Source organism: Flavobacterium aquatile LMG 4008 = ATCC 11947, assembly GCF_000757385.1.
GTDB lineage: Bacteria > Bacteroidota > Bacteroidia > Flavobacteriales > Flavobacteriaceae > Flavobacterium > Flavobacterium aquatile.
Map to the genome: position 1 here is coordinate 234,213 of NZ_JRHH01000006.1, position 17,533 is coordinate 251,745.

The following is a 17,533-nucleotide window of genomic DNA, read 5'->3' on the forward strand; positions in this document are numbered from 1 at the left end:
CTATACTTTTTTTTTACTATCTCCTTCGGGTATATGTTAATAAGCAATCCAGCAATTAATGTTATCTCCACCGCTAAATCAGAAAATAATAAGTAAACAGTTTTTAATTAAAATCAATTAAGCATATGAAAAAATATTACTATTCGTGTTCGGTATTTTTGTCGCAAACTCTATTTTTGGTCAGGTAACAGAAACTTTTGAAACACAGACCGACAACTCACTCTCATTTACGAGTAGTGGGAAAACGTTTAATCTTGGTGGTGTATTCTACATAGAAAATTTGCAGGATTATGGTTTTGGACCTTCCAATTTCTATATAGATAATTCAAATTCCTGTGGTACTCCGGGAATTACAGGCACTATAATTACTAGTGATGGAAACAATGTTTTCTTAAACAGTATCTAGATGTTTGTGTCTGCAAACTGTGAATTTGCATGATCAGGAAACATACTGGTGTCTTGGTATAGAAATGGAAATTTGGTTTCATTTAGAAGTTACTTAGTTAGTTCTATAATTACAGTAGATAATGGTTTTGTTAATCTGAACTTTGATGCGGATGGGCAAGGTTTAGTCGAAGCAGACGAGTGGCGTTTTCAGGCACCAGCCTCTTTAAACTATATAGCAGGTGACAATTTCAAGTGGACTGATGCTGCACTCCAAATCTCTGATGTTAACTTCCAATCTTAAATTAGTTTTTATCCAAATCCGGTAACTGAATTATTAAATATCAATTTTAATCAGGAATATGAAAGTATTAGCGCTAAAGTTATAAACGTAATAGACCCTATATGAAGAGACAATAGTGTCTTCAAATAAACTTAAATTAAGGATTACAGAACCAATTGGTCTTTACTTTATCGAACTGAAAAATAATAAAGGAGAAAAAACTGTTCTTAAAATTTTCAAAAAATAATCTTCCATATATCGCTTTCTGTAATCACTTTTAAAGCATAATTTTAGTAAAGAGAGTAAACAGTAAACAACAAAAGATGAGTAACATTACTTTAAAAAGAATATATGACCATAAGAAACCTGACGATACATATCGCATCTTGGTTGATAGGGTTTGGCCACGTGGTCTCAAAAAATCAGAAATTTTCTTGGATGAATGGAACAGAGAAGTTACACCATCAGTCAAAATTAGAAAGTGGTTTGACCATCAGGAAAGTCGCTTTAAAGAATTTACTAAATTATATACCGAAGAATTAAAACAAAAAGAAGAAGAATTAAACCGGCTGAGATCTATAGCCAAAACAAAAAAGGTCACTTTGCTATATGGTGCAAAAGATCCCCAAATTAATCATGCTGTTATTTTAAGGGATGTTTTAACAAAGCTGATTTGAAATTAAAAAGTAATAACAAACAAAAACACCGCTATCACGGTGTTTTTCAAAGCATAAAAAAAGCGAATGAGTTGCAAATTCCAAAAATAGATTTTGGAATATAGGCATCCTTTGAAAAAAGAAAATTAGGAACCACACCAATTCCCTAAGTTGTCTATATCCAAACCGGAGACAATTACGCTGTCTATGGAAGTCATTGTTTGTAATGAAATTCCTGAAGCAAATGAAACAACGCATAGCAAAGTAGGAAGTGGAATAACATTGTGCAACAAAACATTCACAGACCTAAAAGATATTGTTGATATGGAAATACCTTTTATCAAAGCAGGTATATAAACTTTGTCTCTTTTTTATTTAATTTCCATAATAAATGATAAGTATAAAATAACAACATTTGAGTTGAATAACAAAGCCACGCAACTATTATCTAAATTAAACGAACAGTTAAACTTTACCGATTTAGAAATTGATGATCCAATATTGAGAAGTGTGGATGCCATCAATATCATAATAAACTCAGTTGAAAAATTAAAAACAATTTTCGAAAAAGAAAGAATAAAATCTCACGAACAAGAAATTGATTTCTTTAAAAATATCAAACCTCGATTTACCTCTAAACTAATTTACTATAATGCGATTTTTAAAATAGAGACAAAAAAACCTCATGGTGGAGAACGTATTTTAAAGAAATATTTGAATAACGAATTGAATAAGTTAAAAAGATACTTTGACAATAATTTAGACTTTTATAAATATTACAGAACAGGAAGTAATTACCTTGATCACAAGTATTTCACAAGAGGAAAATTCGATATTAAATTAGCTTTAGATAGCTTCTATTTTGAAGTTGACCATAGTTTTTCTACATCACATGATTTTAAAGTGGCTAAGATTATGGCACACGATTTAATCCAAGTTTATTTAGAAGATAAATTGCTAATGATGGAAAATAGAGAACCAAGAGAAAAATCACAAGTCAATCCCAAGATAAAACAAAATTGGACAGGCTCTAAAGTTGCATTAATAGAGCTTTTGTATGCTTTGCATACCGAAGGTGTGTTTAATAATGGAGCATCCGATTTAAAGGATATAGCAGAGTATTTTGAAAACATATTCAATATCGATTTAGGTCAATATCATAGGGCTTTCCTTGAAATTAGAGTAAGAAAATCAGAACCAACCAAATTTCTGAATACTCTTAAAGATAAATTAGTAAGAAGAATGGAAAATACAGACGACTTGCTCTAACACCAATAAATACAATACTTTGAATAAAAATCAATCACAACTTGTGATTGACTTGTGATTTAAAACGAATCAAAACCCACAATTTTGTACCATAACAATTTAAATTATCAGTTATGGCAATCGAAGTTATTACTCGCGAAGACTTAAACGAATTTCGCACACTCCTACTTTCTGACTTAAACGCAATGTTTAATTCAAAACCACAACAGCAAAAAAAATGGCTCAAATCTAATGAAGTCAGAAAGCTGTTAAACATTTCTTCAGGCACTTTACAAAATCTACGTGTCAACGGTACATTAACCTACACTAAAATTGGTGGAATTCTATATTACTCCAGTAATGATTTAGAAAAAGTCATAGAAATCAACAAAGTTGAAGCAACACCTAATTTATTCAATCGTAAATAACCTCAAAGATGAATTACATAAAACATCTAACAGGATTTTTCGAGAAAGTTGCAATTGACAAAACACTCAATCCAACACACGTAAGTTTGTATGTCGCATTGTTCCAATTCTGGAACTGCAATCGGTTCAAAAATCCAATAAGCATTTCTCGTGATGAGGTAATGCGAATTAGTAAAATCAGTTCCAAAGCTACCTATCACAAATGCCTTAAAAACTTACATTCATTAGGATATATCAACTATGAGCCTTCTTATAATCCATTCAAAGGAAGCCACGTTTATCTATTCAATTTTTCAGATGGTCTAAAGCCAATTCCGAAAAGCGAAAAAACAACAATACCAAAAAATGAACCTGTTTTTGAACTGGTTAATGAACAAGTAGTGAGCAAGCTTTATACTGGTAGTGGTACAAGTAATGAAACAGGTATTGAACAAGCTCTAGTATCTTATATAAACAATACAAACATACCAAACATTTCAAACGATTTAAAGATTGTAAACTTGGACGAGAAAGCAAAAAATTTTGAAAATGACGATGAGTTTTTAAAAAATGTTGATGAAGAACAAAAAGAAAAAAGTTCCGCCAAAAAAGAAAAAGAGAATGTTCCCAAAATTGAAGAAGTCAAAAACTATTTCCTTGAAAATAACTTTCCAGAACTCGAAGCAATTAAGTTTTTCAATTATTTCTCCAGCAACGGTTGGTTAGTGGGTGGCAAAACCCCAATGGTCGATTGGCAAGCAGCAGGACAAAATTGGATATTAAACGCACCTAAATTCATTTCAAATGAACAACAATCCAACAGAGCAAAACACCTCAACACAGGAACCGACAAAGATTATTCAGAGCCATTATAGTTATACTCAAGTAATTGTTTGGCTAGAGAAAAAAGGTGTTGAAATCTTCGGAAATCATTTCAAAATTCTTGAAACTGATTATCCCATAATTTACAAACTCATTGCATATTTTTTAAAAGATGAAGCAACGTGTTTCCAATACAACATCAACCTCAACAAAGGAATTCTACTTTCTGGTCCAGTTGGTTGTGGTAAAACATCACTAATGAATTTGATGAAATATCTAACACCAACAGAGCATAAGTTTTTCGTAAAACCGTGTCGAGATATAAGTTATGAATTTATCAAGGACGGCTACCAAATTATTCATAAATACAGTAAAGGCAAACTCTACCAATCCGAACCCAAAACAATATGCTTTGATGATCTTGGTACAGAAAACAACTTAAAATACTACGGAAACGAATGCAACGTAATGGCCGAAATTCTATTAAGTCGGTATGATATTTTTACAGCAAAAAAAATACAAACGCACATAACTACAAACCTTTCAGCTTCTGAAATTGAGAATTTTTACGGCAATCGTGTCCGCAGCAGATTGAGGGAATTATGTAATTTAATAGCTTATGATAGAACTTCAATAGACAAACGGAAATAAATTGCATAATCACGAACACCAAAAAAACAATAGACAAAGCGTGAGTAAATGTTCAATCTAATTGCATACGACAAAACCATACAAGACAAGCGATGAACCAAATAACCAACTTCTGGAATCATTTTAGGCAAAACAACTTCGTTTTCCTACTACTAAACGAAATCCCAAAAGACGAACTCAAAGTGCATTTCAATAAATTGATTTATCTACTCCATCAATACAATAAAGACCTTGATCTAATCATAAAAAACAAAAGCAAAGATGCCGAACTAATCATTACAGCAAATGGCAATCCTTATCTTTTCAAAGAAGTAGAACTACTAGTACATTATGCTCCAGTTATAGAACGTTGGAAAATAATCTCATTTCTACAGCCAGAGACAAATCTAATCAAATATAAAAACTGCGTGGATAAACCTTTAGAATACTATGGTGTTATTCTAAAAATTAGCGAAATGTATTTCGAGCCTTTAAAAATTCAGAACAAACCTTTAGAATTGGGAATTAGAGTTTATGTTAAAAATCAAATAGTCAGCAACTACAACCCAAGATTGAGAGAAGCCGTTTATATTCATTTGGAACACGTACTAGGAGAAAAGTCTTTTGCAAATCATATTAGCTTAATTGATATTGCACAAATACCAAATGATTATGATAAATTAAAGCTTATAGAGCTTTATAATATAGCAGTTTACATTGAAGACTTTAAGGGATTTTTTCATTGATGATTAGGGATAAATGACTTAATAAAAATTTAATTAAAATGATCTAAAATTTTGATTTATATTTTTGCTTAATTTTAATTTGTTTCTTAAAATACATTTCATCAAAGATATTTTGTAATAATGGATCTGGAATTATAAAAGTATTATCGCTTATAAGCTTTTTTAATCCAATAGAATTTTTCAAAAACATGGCGCAAATATCTAATTCATCAGCTGACATAATTTTCCCATTTAGGGACTGTCTAATTTCTAAATATTCCTCAAATTTTCTGTAAGGATTGTTGAATTTCTTGTATAAGCTTAAAAGGAATATTTCTAAATCATCTATAAAAATTGATAATGGATAAAAATCTTCTTCATTCTCCTTTTCTAACAGAAGACTTAAATCTGTTTGTATTGCTCCATATCTTTCAAGTGTAACAACAATTGAAAATACATTTGAAATATGATTTGTATCAATCACAACTTTTTCATTTTTGGTTCCAATAATTATTTTATCATTATTAAATATTTCATTTTCAACTCTCAAACACTGATTATATCCTTCTTGAATAGATGTTTTAAAATCTTCTTTAATCCTTGTATATGCTTTTTCAGTATTTCTTAAAGGCTCTCTGAACTTGGATGTTTTACATTCTATGATGTAAGCAATTTTATTGTGGATAATTAATATATCTTGTTCGTAACCATTCAGGTGATAATTGTGATATACTTTAGTGTTTTTGTCTTTAAAAAAATTATTGAAAATTTCTAAAGTTTCCTCTTCAAAAACTAATTTTCCTCTTCGTTGATAAAGTTGAGTAAGTGATTTTTGATTATCTCCAAGAATAGTAAAAAGATGATTATAAATCGAAGTTGGTATTTGCTTTTGAAAAATGTTTAAATATTCGTAATCGTTTAACTTAATTATGGGTTGTAAATCAAGAGGATTCTTTTGTGTGTAAAATGTAAAATCAATTTTATTTTTTAAATCTTTTGAAAATATATCGAGTAAGTAATCCAACTTATCTGCATCAATGAATTTAATGAAATCTGATTTTGTGAAAACCAAAGCCAAATGTGGTCTTTCATAAAAATCAAGGAATTTTGACTTTGTTTCTTCAGATAGTTTGTTCAAATCAAATCCATTTTTATCTGTTACCATATAATAAAAAGATTTATCGAGTAAGAATGATTGGGAATCATAAACTTTTTCTTTATAAACTTTTTCAGTTAAATAGTAAAAATCAATAAATGAATACAAGTCTAATCCTGTCTTTTCTTTAATTTTTTCATTATAGGGACTAAACATATTTACAATATGGTTAATTTCTTGTTCAACAAAATTTAATACACCATTTTGGAAGTAATTTTTAAAAGTAGTTTCGTGAATGAAGAGATCAAATTTAATTTGTGAGTCTTTGTGCAAATATTTTTCAGTGTAATTAGCAGCTAAAAAGTAACTAACAATTTCATTAATTATGTCAGCTACTCTAATTAAATCCTTTTTTGTTTCTTCATTAAATTCAAAGTGAATAGATCCTTCATCAGTTGATAATCTCAATGCTATTAGGTATAGTGAATCTTTCAATTTAGATTTTATCTTTTCAGAGAATTCTTCAAAACCTCTGATAGTGTTATTTCTTATAAAATCTGCAAAAAAACCAATAAAGCTTTCTTTGGTGTAAACAGAAATAATTGCTTTAATTTCTGATGATTTTTTTTCTAAATCTATTTGAATCATATTTTGAAGTTAAGTAATAATTAAAATGTCAATTTGTCACATTATCAATTATTTAATGACAAACAATGGGTTTTATGAACACGGGTATAATTCTTGCTAATATTAACATAAATTTTTAAAATTAATGTAATATTCTCCTAATCTATTTAAAAACTCTTAATTCCAATTTATGTCAAAAATTATTAGAAACTGTTTTATTAGTTATCATCATAAAAATGACCAGAATTATTTGGATGAACTAAGATTATTAAAAGAAGGAATGAAAGTCGCAGATTACTCTTTAAAAGATGATGTTGGATACTTAAGTAATGAAACTATTTACAAAAAAATTCGTGATAAAATGCGAAGTTGCTCGGTTACAATTGTACTAATTGGTTCAGAAACCGGAAACAGAAAATGGATAGATTCTGAAATATGGGCATCATTAAGAGGATATAAACATCCTACAACATCGTTGAAAAGCTTTAAGCCTAATGGCTTATTATGTGTGTTTTTGCCAGGTCAAAACCATTCTATACCGCCTAGACTACAAGATAATATTGATTCCGGTTATGCTGTATCTATGCGTTGGAGTAATGTACAGAGGGATTTTGAAAGCAAGGTAAATTATGCAATTTGGAAGAGAGATAACTCATTTGATTCTATTGTCAATTCAAGAGTCAGAATGAAAAGAAACATTTTAAAAAGATAAAGAGAAATGGCAGGGATTAATAGAGCATTATCGTTAAACGAAAGTAGGGCAAAAATAAACTTTAACACAAGTGTAAGATGTGTTTTCATAAGTCATCAAAAAGATGATACGATTTATTGCAAAAAAATAGCTGATTATTTAATGGATGCTGGTATTGATGTCTATTTTGATGAATTTGATAACGACTTAAAATTTTACAGACAAACAAATAATCCAAATGGTATAGTATTATCAATAAAGAAAGGTATAAATATGAGTTCTCACATGCTATGTGTGATTTCACCTAAAACATTATATTCAAAATGGGTTCCATGGGAGATTGGTTATGGTCACGAGAATACAATACAAGGAGCAATAACAATTAAAGGTATTAAAGATGAAGATTTACCAGATTATCTAAAAACAACAAATATGTTAAGAGGAACTAAATCTTTGAATAATTTTATACAGAATGTAACTGGTCAATCTGAATATATTCTTGAAAATTATAATCTAATAAAAAAGCACACAACATTATCACATCCATTAGATGATGTGTTAGATTGGAATCAATAAAAAACAAAAAATATGAGTAAAATAGTAGAATATTTTGTTTCTAAACTATCATTTGAAACAGCAAGGCAATTGATAGATAATGTACAAGCATTTTCATATGATAATGAAAATCTAAATGATGAAGGCACTAAAGATAGAAATTGGCTTGTAGGTAAGTCAAATAGCGGTTATACTATTTCTGCTTTAGATAAGAATAGTGAAGGAACTTGGATTAGGTCAAATAATTTTATTTATAATAATGGATATTTTACTTGGAATGTTTCTTTGCCAAAAAACATTACCAAAAGACAAACATTCATTAGCTATTATCATCACGATAATGAAGATGAAAGAACAGAATTTGATTTAAGATTTAAAGATCTAATAGTAAATCACTCCGTAAAAGATGGTGATATAGATTCTGAAAATAGTGATGGTTATATTCATAATTTAATTAATAGTGAATATATGCTAAATGTTACTGTTTTAATAGTTCTATTAGGTCCAAATACAAAATGTAGAAAACATATTGATTGGGAAATTGCAGGTGCATTAAATTATAAAGTTGGGAATAGATATGCTGGATTACTTGGTTTAAGATTACCTACTCATCCTGACTATGGACAAACTACTTATGATGAAGATGAATATCCAGAAAGATTTATTAAAAATGTTGAATCTGAGTATGCTATTTTAAAAGACTGGACTGAGGATAGACATCTGTTGCAGCAGTACGTTGAAGAAGCATTCGCTAATAGACAATTTGATGATAGAATTATTAATAAAGGAATAAACCTTTTAACCGATAACTTATGCGATTAGACAGTCAAAAATTTATAAGTCCATTTTCAATTTATGTTATTTGGCACCCAGAATTTACCGAAGGTAAACTATATGCTGAAAATATATTTTCAACATTTTGTAGAGAATTAAAATCTCCTTTAGCAAGAGCAATAAATATACCTGTTTACTTCAGAAGCAAGCCAAAATCTAATAGCAATATTCCGATAGAAATTAACTATGAAGAATCTCATAAAAATGCTATTGTAATATTAGTAGATGATAAAATGGTTAATGATGATCATTGGAGGAATTATATACAAGAATTAGTTAAAAATCTACCTGATAATACACGAGTATTTCCAATCGCATTTTCTGATTACTCATACTATATTGACCAAGCTGGCTTAAGTAAAATACAGTTTATCAGAGCAAATGAAATTAACGGAGTAACTGATAGTGAAATTTTTGACAATAAATGGAAGTTAATCAAATCACGTTTGTTACATGACGTTGCAAGACAATTAAAGAATGAAAAAGAAGTATATAATACAAAGAAGACAGATGACGCTCCTGTAAAACTGTTTTTAAGTCATGCAAAAAAAGATGGCGAAGATTTGGCTAAAAAATTCAGAGATTATTTAGAAAGCTATACTAAATTAGATACCTTTTTCGATACTAATGACATTGCCGATGGCCATGATTTTGAAGAACAGATTAAAACAAATATAAATAACTCAGCAATTATTGTTTTTAATACGGATGAATTTTCCAATAGAGAATGGTGCAGAAGAGAAGTTATAATTGCTAAAAGATTTGGCTGCCCTATCTTATGTGTTCATAGTATAAAAAAGGGAGAAACGAGAAGTTTTCCATATTTAGGAAATGTTCCTACTTTAATATGGCAAGATAATATTGAAGAAATTATAAACGATACATTAATTCAAGTAATTCAAATTAGTTATAACAAAGAATTACTTGACTATTGTAAAAAAATGTATGAAATTGACACAAAAAATTATTGTATAATTTTACCAAAAGCACCTGAATTATTTAATTATATTGATATTGAAAAATATAAATTTGAAAATGTTAAAGAAACTAAAGATTTAATCGTACTATACCCTGAGCCGCCATTAGGAATTGAAGAAATAAACTTACTCAATGATGTTGATGGCAAAATCAAATTTTTAACGCCAGTTCAACTCCCAAATTACATTTAGTATGATAAATAACGATAAAAATAAGCACGAAGATTTTGAAGATTTTTTAGTAAATGAAGTTATTGAAGAAAGAGATGAATTAAAATCTAAAAAATTTCTTTTCACTAATAAAAAAATTGCAATATCAATCAGCGAAAGTGAAAATTTAGAAGAGCTTGGATTTTCCAAAATCCACCAACAAGATACAATTTTAGAACTTACGAGATATTTAATTATCAATGGTGCTACATTACTATATGGAGGAGATTTAAGGTCTGAAGGATATACTTTTTTATTTTCAGAAATTGTAAAACAGTACACTCCTCACAAAGACAATAAAAAATATTACGAAAATTATTTTAGTTTTCCCATTTACTTAAATATTCAGGAAAAGCAAAATTTAGACTTCATTAAAAACGGAGTAAAAGTTAATAAAGTGCCACCTCCTGATGAATTAAATTTAAATAAAAATGAGTTTTATCCGCCAATCGGAAATGATAACTTATTTATTTGGTCAGAGTGTTTGTCAAAAATGAGAAATCAAATGAATGATAACAATCATGCTAGAATTTTCATGGGTGGTAGAAAAAGCAATTTTAAAGGAAAATATCCAGGTTTATTAGAAGAAGCTTTACTATCATTAAAATCAGATAAACCAACATATTTAATTGGAGCATTTGGAGGTATAACAAAATCTATAATAGATGCACTCAATAAAGAAAAACCGGAAGAGCTATCTGAGGAATGGCAAAAAAATCAAAACTTTGAATATGGGAAATTTGTTGATTTTTATAATTCCAAAGAAAATATCATAAAGATTGATTACAACGAGAGTTTAAAATTCATCAATTCTTATTCTTTAAAAAAGTTAAGTAAAAATAATGGATTAAGTGAAAGTGAAAATAGAAGATTATTTGAAACTATTCATCTTCATGAAATAATATATCTCATATTAAAGGGGTTGAAAAAATCTTTGAGTTAAGGTTCTAAATGTCTTATAAGTCACAATTTATATCAACTATGAAAATCCGATATTGCTCCGACTTGCATCTTGAGTTTGCAGATAATAAAGAATACATTCGCAATAATCCAATTGAGCCAATCGCTGACATATTAATTTTAGCTGGAGATATTGTCCCTTTTAAAATAATGGACGAGCATAAAGATTTCTTCGATTATATTTCAAGGAATTTTGAAACTACTTTCTGGATTCCGGGAAACCACGAGTATTACTATTACAAAGTAGATAGTAGCAGTTTTTTAGATACAAAAATTAGAGAGAATGTTTTTTTAGTAAACAATTGCGTTAAAGAAGTTTCGGGTGTTAATTTGATTTTTTCTACGTTATGGTCAAATATTTCAAAAGCCAAGCATTGGACAATTCAACAAGCAATATCTGATTTCAAGGTAATTAAATGCAATAATCGTTTATTCAATGTTGATGATTATAATCTGCTACACAAAGAAAGTATTTCATTTATCCAAAAAGCATTAGCAGTTAAATCAGATAATAAAAATATCGTTGTTACACATCATACTCCTACTTTTGTAAACTATCCAGAAAAATATATCAATAGTAAAATCAATGAAGCTTTTGCAACCAACTTAACAGACTTCATTGAAGAAAATGATATTGATTATTGGATTTATGGGCACCATCATTCAAATGTCAATGACTTCCAAATTGGCAATACCAAATTAGTTACCAATCAATTGGGGTATGTCAAGTACAATGAGAATGTTGATTTTAATTCTAAAGCTTTTATAAAAATATAAATCTGTTTATTTTTACACATAGATTAATATACTTTATATATTAATAAATTGATATTTAATATAATAAACCTATATTTGCATAATAAACCTATTAAGTTTATTATAACAATTATTAGTTTATTATGGAAAAATTAAAAGAATACATCCATCAAATACTAGGAAAAAACCTTGAAATAAAAGAGTTATCGAAGGAGTTTACTAATAAATTACCGTTTATTTTTAAGAACAATTTTAATTTTTATGTAACTCATTTACACAACCACGAATTAATCTTAGTACAGGTTAATAAAGAAGACGCTTTCAATGCTGCACAATTAAGACAACAAGTAGTAGCAATACAAAAGGTGTTAAGCAAAAGAATTATTATTGTTACTGAAGACATCACGGCTATAAATCGGAAAAGACTTATTGACCAAAAAATTAGTTTTATTGTTCCAGGAAAGCAAATGTTTCTAGCAGAATTACTTATTGATATTCAAGATTTTAATAAGGACAAAGCATTTCAAAAAGAATTCCTGTTGCTTCCTTCAGCACAATTAATTTTGCTATATCAAATACTGCACAAAGAAGATAATTTAAATCGATATACCTTCAAAGAGTTAGCAGAAAAATTCCAATACACACAAATGGGAATAACAAAAGCAATTGAAAATTTGAAAAGATTAGCTATTGTTGAGGTTGTTGGAACCAAAGAAAAAAATATTGTGTTTGAAAACGATGTGCGAAAACTTTGGAAAAGTATAGAAAAACATCTTATAAATCCAGTCCTTAAAACAGTTTATGTAGATGAAAAACCAACAATAAAAATGTATTTCTCTAATACTACAGCATTGGAAGAATACAGCGATATGAACCCAAGTAGATTGGAACATTTTGCCATAGAAAAAAACAAATTCTATGAGTTAGAAAAAAACAATCAATTAGTAAATCTAAACAATGAAAGCGGAAACTATGCTTTGGAAGTTTGGAAATACAACCCAGAATTAATCACAAAAGGAATAACAAAGAAAGACAATGTAGACCCATTGTCTTTATACATTAGTTTGAAAGAGGGATTTATCGATGAAAGAACAGACATGGCATTAGACCAAATAATAGAAAAATACATATGGTAAGAGGTTTAGAAATTTTCAGACAACATTTTAAAGATTTCACAGATAATTATATTATCATCGGTGGAACTGCATGTGACATCATCATTGATAATATTGGTTTAACGCCAAGGGCAACAAAAGATATTGACATTATTTTAGTAATCGAGGCATTAAGTCCAGAATTTGTAGCACATTTTTGGGAATTTGTAAAACAGGGAAATTATGAAGTCAAAGAGAAAAGTGAAGAAGACAGAAAATATTATCGTTTTCAGAAACCACAAGCAGAAGAATTTCCATTTCAAATTGAATTATTTTCAAGAATTCCCGATTTATTAGATTTGGATGAAGGAACACATCTAACTCCAATTCCAGTTGATACAGAAATTTCGAGTTTATCTGCAATACTGATGGATGATGATTATTACAATTTCACAATACAACACAGCCAATTAGACAACGGAATACATTTAGCAAATACAGAAGCTTTAATTGGCCTAAAAGCCAAAGCATTTCTAGATTATAAAACCCGAAAAGAAAACGGAGAAAAAATTGATGAAAAGCAGTTGAGAAAGCATAAAATGGATATTTTCAGATTACTACTATTACTAACTCCAGAAGATAACTTTACCATTGCTGAAAGCATTAAATCAGATATTGCGAATTTCGTTGAAGTGGTAAAGGATGATTTGCCAGACAAACAAATTTTTAAAGAAATGGGTGCAGGAAATGTTGATGTAAAAGCGTTGTTTGAATTGCTAATTGGAGCGTTTAATTTAACCGAATAATAATATGATAAAACTGTCCAAAAAGTTAAAAAACGACATTTTAAATGTAATAATTACTCAAGACAATTCTTTTGGAGATTTATCAACTGGCGATGGAATATTAGAATTTTTAAGTAAAATTTGGGATTTAAGAATTATGCCATCAACTGATGGAAGATACAATGATGCTTATGGAGATATCTATCAGCACATGGTAAATAATGATGACTGGGATTACGAATATTTATTTATTACTAGACTTGAAATATTAGAAAATGACGATACATTTCAACGTTTTTTGCAAACAGTATTAAATCCCGATATAAGAAAAACTGAAGATAGTATAATGAAATTTTATCTTTTAATTAATCCATATTTAGAAAAAGAAAATTATGGATTATTTATTACAGATTATACTTCTGAAGAGTTACCAGTTTATGAAATAAAAGACAAAAAAGATATTGATGAAATACCAATAGGTATAAAACAGAATAACATTCCTTTCTTTGTTGTCTTAAATCCAAATGGCAGAGCCGATAGAGCCAGTTCGCACGCATCTCCAACAGAATTTCCTTCCTTCATATTGGCATTAAATAGTGGTTGGAATGATTACGGAATGAATACTGAATTCAATCTTTTTTATTATTTGGATGCTAATAATTATGAATACATTGGCGAGCTAAAAATTATTAATCTTGAAACTAATATTACAGAAGCAATAGACGAAAAATTTACTATTCTAAACGAGAATTTTTGTTCGTTAGGTCAAGAATTCAGTTATTATGACAATCTAAAAAGTAAATTAGGAAAAAACTTTGAAAGCATTTTATGGGCGTTAAAAGATGCAGCTTTCTATCCCGAAATTCATGATAAATTTGAGCAAGAATCAGCATTTATAAATTCTTTAATAAGATATGATGGACCAGAACAATTATTAAGAGAAGCCAAGTATAAAATTTACGACTATGACTTATCAAACCTATATAGTTTTAAATATACTTTCAGTCCAAAATTTTCAGATACTTCACTAGATATTGATTTTAATTTCAATAATAATGGAAACTTTCCAGATCGCATTTATGCAATTATTGGAAAAAATGGCACAGGAAAAACGCAACTGATGACATCTTTGCCAATTGATATTTATAAAAAGGCAGATGAAAATTTCACTCCTAAAACTCCAATGTTTAGTAAAGTAATTGCCGTTTCATATAGTGCATTTGATACGTTTGAAATACCTAAAAAGACTGCTACATTTAATTATCTATATTGTGGTCTAAAAGATGAAAATGGAGAGCGAATGACCGATAGAGCTTTGTTATTAAGGTTTCATAACACTTGGAAAAAAATCAAGAAACAGGAACGTATGTCACAATGGGTAAAGATTTTATCCAACTTTTTAGATAAAGAGATAATTGATGAATTTATTATTTTAAAGAAGCATGAATTCGAAGTAAGTCTTGATGGTTTTACAAAAACACGAAAAATGCTAAGTTCTGGCCAAAGTATTCTTTTATATATCATCACTGAAATTGTTGCCAATATAAGATATGATGCGATAATATTGTATGATGAGCCCGAAACACATTTACATCCAAACGCCATAACGCAACTAATGAACACAATTTATGAATTAGTAAATGAATTTCAATCATATTGTATCATTGCCACACACTCTCCGTTAATAATTAGAGAACTTTTATCCAAAAACGTTTTTGTGATGGAGAGAGAATCTAACTATCCTTCCTTAAGAAAAATTGGTATCGAAACATTTGGAGAAAACCTAACTGTTTTAACAGAAGAAGTCTTTGGAAATAGGTCAATTCCTAAACAATATAAATTAATATTAGAGCGATTAGTTAACAATGGTTTGTCCTATGATGAAATTATTAGTGAATTAGAAAGTGATGATGTACCATTGAGTTTGAACGCTAGAATGTATTTAAAAACGATTGTTGATGAAAAATCTTAATGCCCATATAGAGTCTGCAATTGACTTTTTTGATAATGTACTTGCTGCAAAAAACAGAACAGAAAATGATCCAACTTATAATGCACGTGTAACATTATTACGTCCAAACATAATAACAGCATATACATTATATGATGATGCATTTGCTGCTGACAATCTTGTAGCAATGGGAGCACACGGGTACGCTGCACCACCTAAAGATGATTTGCTAAAAATGTATAAGTACAAAAATAAACCTTTTCAAAAATTAAAAACAGCAATCACAACTACTGCAAGGAAAAGAATTATTAATACTTGTCAAAACTGCACTATTAATGAAATTAATTCTTTTGACCATCTTTTACCTAAAGATGAATTTCCAGAGTTTGCAGTAAATCCAAAAAACCTATTTCCATCTTGTACGCAATGCAATGGATATAAAAATGTGGTATGGAGACATAATGGCTCAACCTTATTTCTAAATTTATATTTAGACATTTTACCAATTGAGCAATATTTATTTGTAGATGTAACAATTACTGACACAGTAGATGCGATATTTGTAGTTGACAATAGAAATAATATAAATCTACAAACATTTGATCTCGTATCTTCTCATTATAGAAGATTGCATTTGACTGATAGATTTAGATTAAATAGAGATGATGTAGTATCTGAATTAATTAATACTATTAAGGAAATGATTTTAATGCTAACAGAACAACAAATTAGAGAAGTATTAATAAACAAATCAAATAGAGACAGACTGAACTTAGGAAGTAATTATTGGAAATCAATCTTAGCAATAGAGTTGATTAATTCTCATGCCTTTTTTGAGTTTGCAATAAATTATTAAACTAAACGACAAACAATCCTCATTATCTCATTCATCTGCACAAAAATTATCTTTAGTCCAAGTATTCCTAAAGCCAATTCTTTGTTTGCTTCATTTCGCTAATTTTATTTCTAACAACAATTGATTTTTCGTTCTGTGGTAAAAGGAAGTTTTACATTCCATAAGCCACTCCTTCCCAACGCTCCAAAAAAAAATTACTGGCACAGTTTTTAGAAAAAACACGTACGCTTCGCAACTTGCGCCAGTAATTTTTTTCCCCAAGCTTCTTTACATAATGTGGCATTATAGTGCATAAAGAACTATCCTGCTACTAATCAAAATCACGGATGCACTATAATAACATTATGTAAAAAAGCCGCTCCAGCCAACCCGCTTGCCAGTGGCTCCAGGACAACATTTTTTGCAGCTCCCATCGCATCACCCAGCTACAAAAAACACCGTCCTTTGCCACTGGCTGCAACAACGTTCGCCATTTCATCTGAAGCTTTCCGGTTATTATTGCTTTTAAGAACGTTTACGTTGACTGTTTTTATCAGCTTTGTGGTTAAATAGGAAGTGTTTGCATTGCTTTTGTAAGTAATAAAATGGCTTTCAATTTTAGTTAACTTGCTTATGGTAAAAGCCATTTTATTACCCACAAAACCAAAAGAGCCAACAAGAGTATCTTTTTTTATTTGCCAGAAACAACTATGTAAATTGCTTTTCCATCAGCTCGATGCTTAGCGGTTTCAGAAGATTGTTTACTTTAAAAATCAAATCTATCTTTTTAAGAAATGTTGGCATCAAGCCGATAGTAAAATCAATCAGAAACATCACGGTTAGCAAATAAAAAAAGACACACTTGCTTTGAGCTTCTGCCAACGCACTAGGTAAGTTTTTGCATTGTTTTTGTAAGTGTTATAAATTGCTTTACAACTTCACTTCTAAAATTCACAATCTCGATAAAGCAATTTATTACACCCACAAAATCAAACGGTAAGAAAGAG

19 protein-coding genes are annotated in these 17,533 nt (G+C 29.2%); 18 read left to right on the forward strand and 1 reads right to left on the reverse strand.

Translation table 11 applies throughout. From position 1 onward, the window contains the following. The first annotated feature begins 454 nt into the window (after positions 1 to 454). From LG45_RS15675 to LG45_RS15705, 8 genes are all read left to right on the forward strand, one after another. Complete coding sequence (locus tag LG45_RS15675; protein WP_035129007.1) at positions 455 to 688, forward strand: hypothetical protein; 234 nt, start codon at positions 455 to 457, stop codon at positions 686 to 688. 302 nt (positions 689 to 990) lie between these two features. Beyond that, positions 991 to 1,344 carry a DUF488 domain-containing protein gene (locus tag LG45_RS15680; protein ID WP_035129010.1) on the forward strand — a complete coding sequence of 118 codons (354 nt, stop codon included), beginning with the start codon at positions 991 to 993 and terminating at the stop codon, positions 1,342 to 1,344. Between the two features lie 186 nt (positions 1,345 to 1,530). Beyond that, positions 1,531 to 1,680, forward strand: coding sequence for a hypothetical protein (locus LG45_RS16530; protein WP_165570823.1), 150 nt, complete (start codon positions 1,531 to 1,533; stop codon positions 1,678 to 1,680). Between the two features lie 63 nt (positions 1,681 to 1,743). Continuing rightward, the gene (locus tag LG45_RS15685; RefSeq protein WP_035129013.1) at positions 1,744 to 2,592 is read left to right on the forward strand and encodes an RteC domain-containing protein; all 849 of its coding nucleotides are present in this window, start codon (positions 1,744 to 1,746) and stop codon (positions 2,590 to 2,592) included. Between the two features lie 113 nt (positions 2,593 to 2,705). After that, a complete protein-coding gene (locus LG45_RS15690) occupies positions 2,706 to 2,999 on the forward strand; it encodes a helix-turn-helix domain-containing protein (RefSeq protein ID WP_035129016.1) in 294 nt (97 codons plus the stop codon). 8 nt (positions 3,000 to 3,007) lie between these two features. Continuing rightward, positions 3,008 to 3,853, forward strand: coding sequence for a transcriptional regulator (locus LG45_RS15695; protein ID WP_035129018.1), 846 nt, complete (start codon positions 3,008 to 3,010; stop codon positions 3,851 to 3,853). Continuing rightward, a complete protein-coding gene (locus tag LG45_RS15700; RefSeq protein ID WP_052087630.1) occupies positions 3,783 to 4,451 on the forward strand; it encodes an AAA family ATPase in 669 nt (222 codons plus the stop codon). Before LG45_RS15695 ends, LG45_RS15700 begins: the two co-directional genes overlap by 71 nt. A 92-nt stretch (positions 4,452 to 4,543) precedes the next feature. Continuing rightward, a complete protein-coding gene (locus tag LG45_RS15705) occupies positions 4,544 to 5,176 on the forward strand; it encodes a hypothetical protein (RefSeq protein ID WP_035129020.1) in 633 nt (210 codons plus the stop codon). A 43-nt stretch (positions 5,177 to 5,219) separates the two neighbouring features. Here LG45_RS15705 and LG45_RS15710 read toward each other — a convergent pair whose 3' ends face one another. Beyond that, positions 5,220 to 6,899: an NERD domain-containing protein gene (locus tag LG45_RS15710; RefSeq protein ID WP_035129023.1), complete on the reverse strand. Its 1,680-nt coding sequence runs from the start codon at positions 6,897 to 6,899 to the stop codon at positions 5,220 to 5,222. 169 nt (positions 6,900 to 7,068) lie between these two features. Between LG45_RS15710 and LG45_RS15715 the strand changes: the two genes are divergently transcribed. The 10 genes from LG45_RS15715 to LG45_RS15760 all read left to right on the forward strand — a co-directional run bounded on the left by LG45_RS15715 (position 7,069) and on the right by LG45_RS15760 (position 16,547). Next, positions 7,069 to 7,590, forward strand: coding sequence for a TIR domain-containing protein (locus LG45_RS15715; RefSeq protein WP_035129027.1), 522 nt, complete (start codon positions 7,069 to 7,071; stop codon positions 7,588 to 7,590). A gap of 6 nt (positions 7,591 to 7,596) precedes the next feature. Continuing rightward, a complete protein-coding gene (locus tag LG45_RS15720) occupies positions 7,597 to 8,145 on the forward strand; it encodes a toll/interleukin-1 receptor domain-containing protein (protein WP_052087631.1) in 549 nt (182 codons plus the stop codon). Between the two features lie 12 nt (positions 8,146 to 8,157). After that, complete coding sequence (locus tag LG45_RS15725) at positions 8,158 to 8,946, forward strand: TIR domain-containing protein (protein ID WP_052087632.1); 789 nt, start codon at positions 8,158 to 8,160, stop codon at positions 8,944 to 8,946. After that, complete coding sequence (locus LG45_RS15730; protein WP_035129030.1) at positions 8,937 to 10,127, forward strand: toll/interleukin-1 receptor domain-containing protein; 1,191 nt, start codon at positions 8,937 to 8,939, stop codon at positions 10,125 to 10,127. Before LG45_RS15725 ends, LG45_RS15730 begins: the two co-directional genes overlap by 10 nt. A gap of 1 nt (position 10,128) precedes the next feature. Next, positions 10,129 to 11,088: a hypothetical protein gene (locus LG45_RS15735; protein ID WP_052087633.1), complete on the forward strand. Its 960-nt coding sequence runs from the start codon at positions 10,129 to 10,131 to the stop codon at positions 11,086 to 11,088. Positions 11,089 to 11,126: 38 nt separating this feature from the next. Continuing rightward, positions 11,127 to 11,882 (forward strand): metallophosphoesterase, encoded by a 756-nt coding sequence (locus LG45_RS15740; protein ID WP_035129032.1) that lies wholly within the window; start codon positions 11,127 to 11,129, stop codon positions 11,880 to 11,882. 122 nt (positions 11,883 to 12,004) lie between these two features. Then, entirely contained in the window at positions 12,005 to 12,997 is a 993-nt protein-coding gene (locus tag LG45_RS15745; protein WP_035129035.1) for a hypothetical protein, read from the forward strand. Next, a complete protein-coding gene (locus tag LG45_RS15750) occupies positions 12,991 to 13,761 on the forward strand; it encodes a hypothetical protein (RefSeq protein WP_035129037.1) in 771 nt (256 codons plus the stop codon). The genes LG45_RS15745 and LG45_RS15750 overlap by 7 nt, the downstream gene beginning before the upstream one ends. 4 nt (positions 13,762 to 13,765) lie before the next feature. After that, positions 13,766 to 15,712, forward strand: a complete 1,947-nt coding sequence (locus LG45_RS15755; protein ID WP_035129040.1) for an AbiJ-related protein — start codon at positions 13,766 to 13,768, stop codon at positions 15,710 to 15,712. Continuing rightward, complete coding sequence (locus tag LG45_RS15760; RefSeq protein ID WP_035129043.1) at positions 15,699 to 16,547, forward strand: hypothetical protein; 849 nt, start codon at positions 15,699 to 15,701, stop codon at positions 16,545 to 16,547. The genes LG45_RS15755 and LG45_RS15760 overlap by 14 nt, the downstream gene beginning before the upstream one ends. Positions 16,548 to 17,533 lie beyond the last annotated feature (986 nt).

Bases quoted from the DNA above. Each gene is read 5' to 3' on its own strand.
- LG45_RS15740 (WP_035129032.1), top strand. From the start codon at position 11,127: ATGAAAATCCGATATTGCTCCGACTTGCATCTTGAGTTTGCAGATAAT.
- LG45_RS15735 (WP_052087633.1), top strand. From the start codon at position 10,129: ATGATAAATAACGATAAAAATAAGCACGAAGATTTTGAAGATTTTTTA.
- LG45_RS15695 (WP_035129018.1), top strand. From the start codon at position 3,008: ATGAATTACATAAAACATCTAACAGGATTTTTCGAGAAAGTTGCAATT.
- LG45_RS15750 (WP_035129037.1), top strand. From the start codon at position 12,991: ATGGTAAGAGGTTTAGAAATTTTCAGACAACATTTTAAAGATTTCACA.
- LG45_RS15725 (WP_052087632.1), top strand. From the start codon at position 8,158: ATGAGTAAAATAGTAGAATATTTTGTTTCTAAACTATCATTTGAAACA.
- LG45_RS15715 (WP_035129027.1), top strand. From the start codon at position 7,069: ATGTCAAAAATTATTAGAAACTGTTTTATTAGTTATCATCATAAAAAT.
- LG45_RS15755 (WP_035129040.1), top strand. From the start codon at position 13,766: ATGATAAAACTGTCCAAAAAGTTAAAAAACGACATTTTAAATGTAATA.
- LG45_RS15700 (WP_052087630.1), top strand. From the start codon at position 3,783: ATGAACAACAATCCAACAGAGCAAAACACCTCAACACAGGAACCGACA.
- LG45_RS15760 (WP_035129043.1), top strand. From the start codon at position 15,699: ATGAAAAATCTTAATGCCCATATAGAGTCTGCAATTGACTTTTTTGAT.
- LG45_RS16530 (WP_165570823.1), top strand. From the start codon at position 1,531: ATGGAAGTCATTGTTTGTAATGAAATTCCTGAAGCAAATGAAACAACG.
- LG45_RS15745 (WP_035129035.1), top strand. From the start codon at position 12,005: ATGGAAAAATTAAAAGAATACATCCATCAAATACTAGGAAAAAACCTT.
- LG45_RS15690 (WP_035129016.1), top strand. From the start codon at position 2,706: ATGGCAATCGAAGTTATTACTCGCGAAGACTTAAACGAATTTCGCACA.
- LG45_RS15730 (WP_035129030.1), top strand. From the start codon at position 8,937: ATGCGATTAGACAGTCAAAAATTTATAAGTCCATTTTCAATTTATGTT.
- LG45_RS15705 (WP_035129020.1), top strand. From the start codon at position 4,544: ATGAACCAAATAACCAACTTCTGGAATCATTTTAGGCAAAACAACTTC.
- LG45_RS15710 (WP_035129023.1), bottom strand. From the start codon at position 6,899: ATGATTCAAATAGATTTAGAAAAAAAATCATCAGAAATTAAAGCAATT.
- LG45_RS15720 (WP_052087631.1), top strand. From the start codon at position 7,597: ATGGCAGGGATTAATAGAGCATTATCGTTAAACGAAAGTAGGGCAAAA.
- LG45_RS15680 (WP_035129010.1), top strand. From the start codon at position 991: ATGAGTAACATTACTTTAAAAAGAATATATGACCATAAGAAACCTGAC.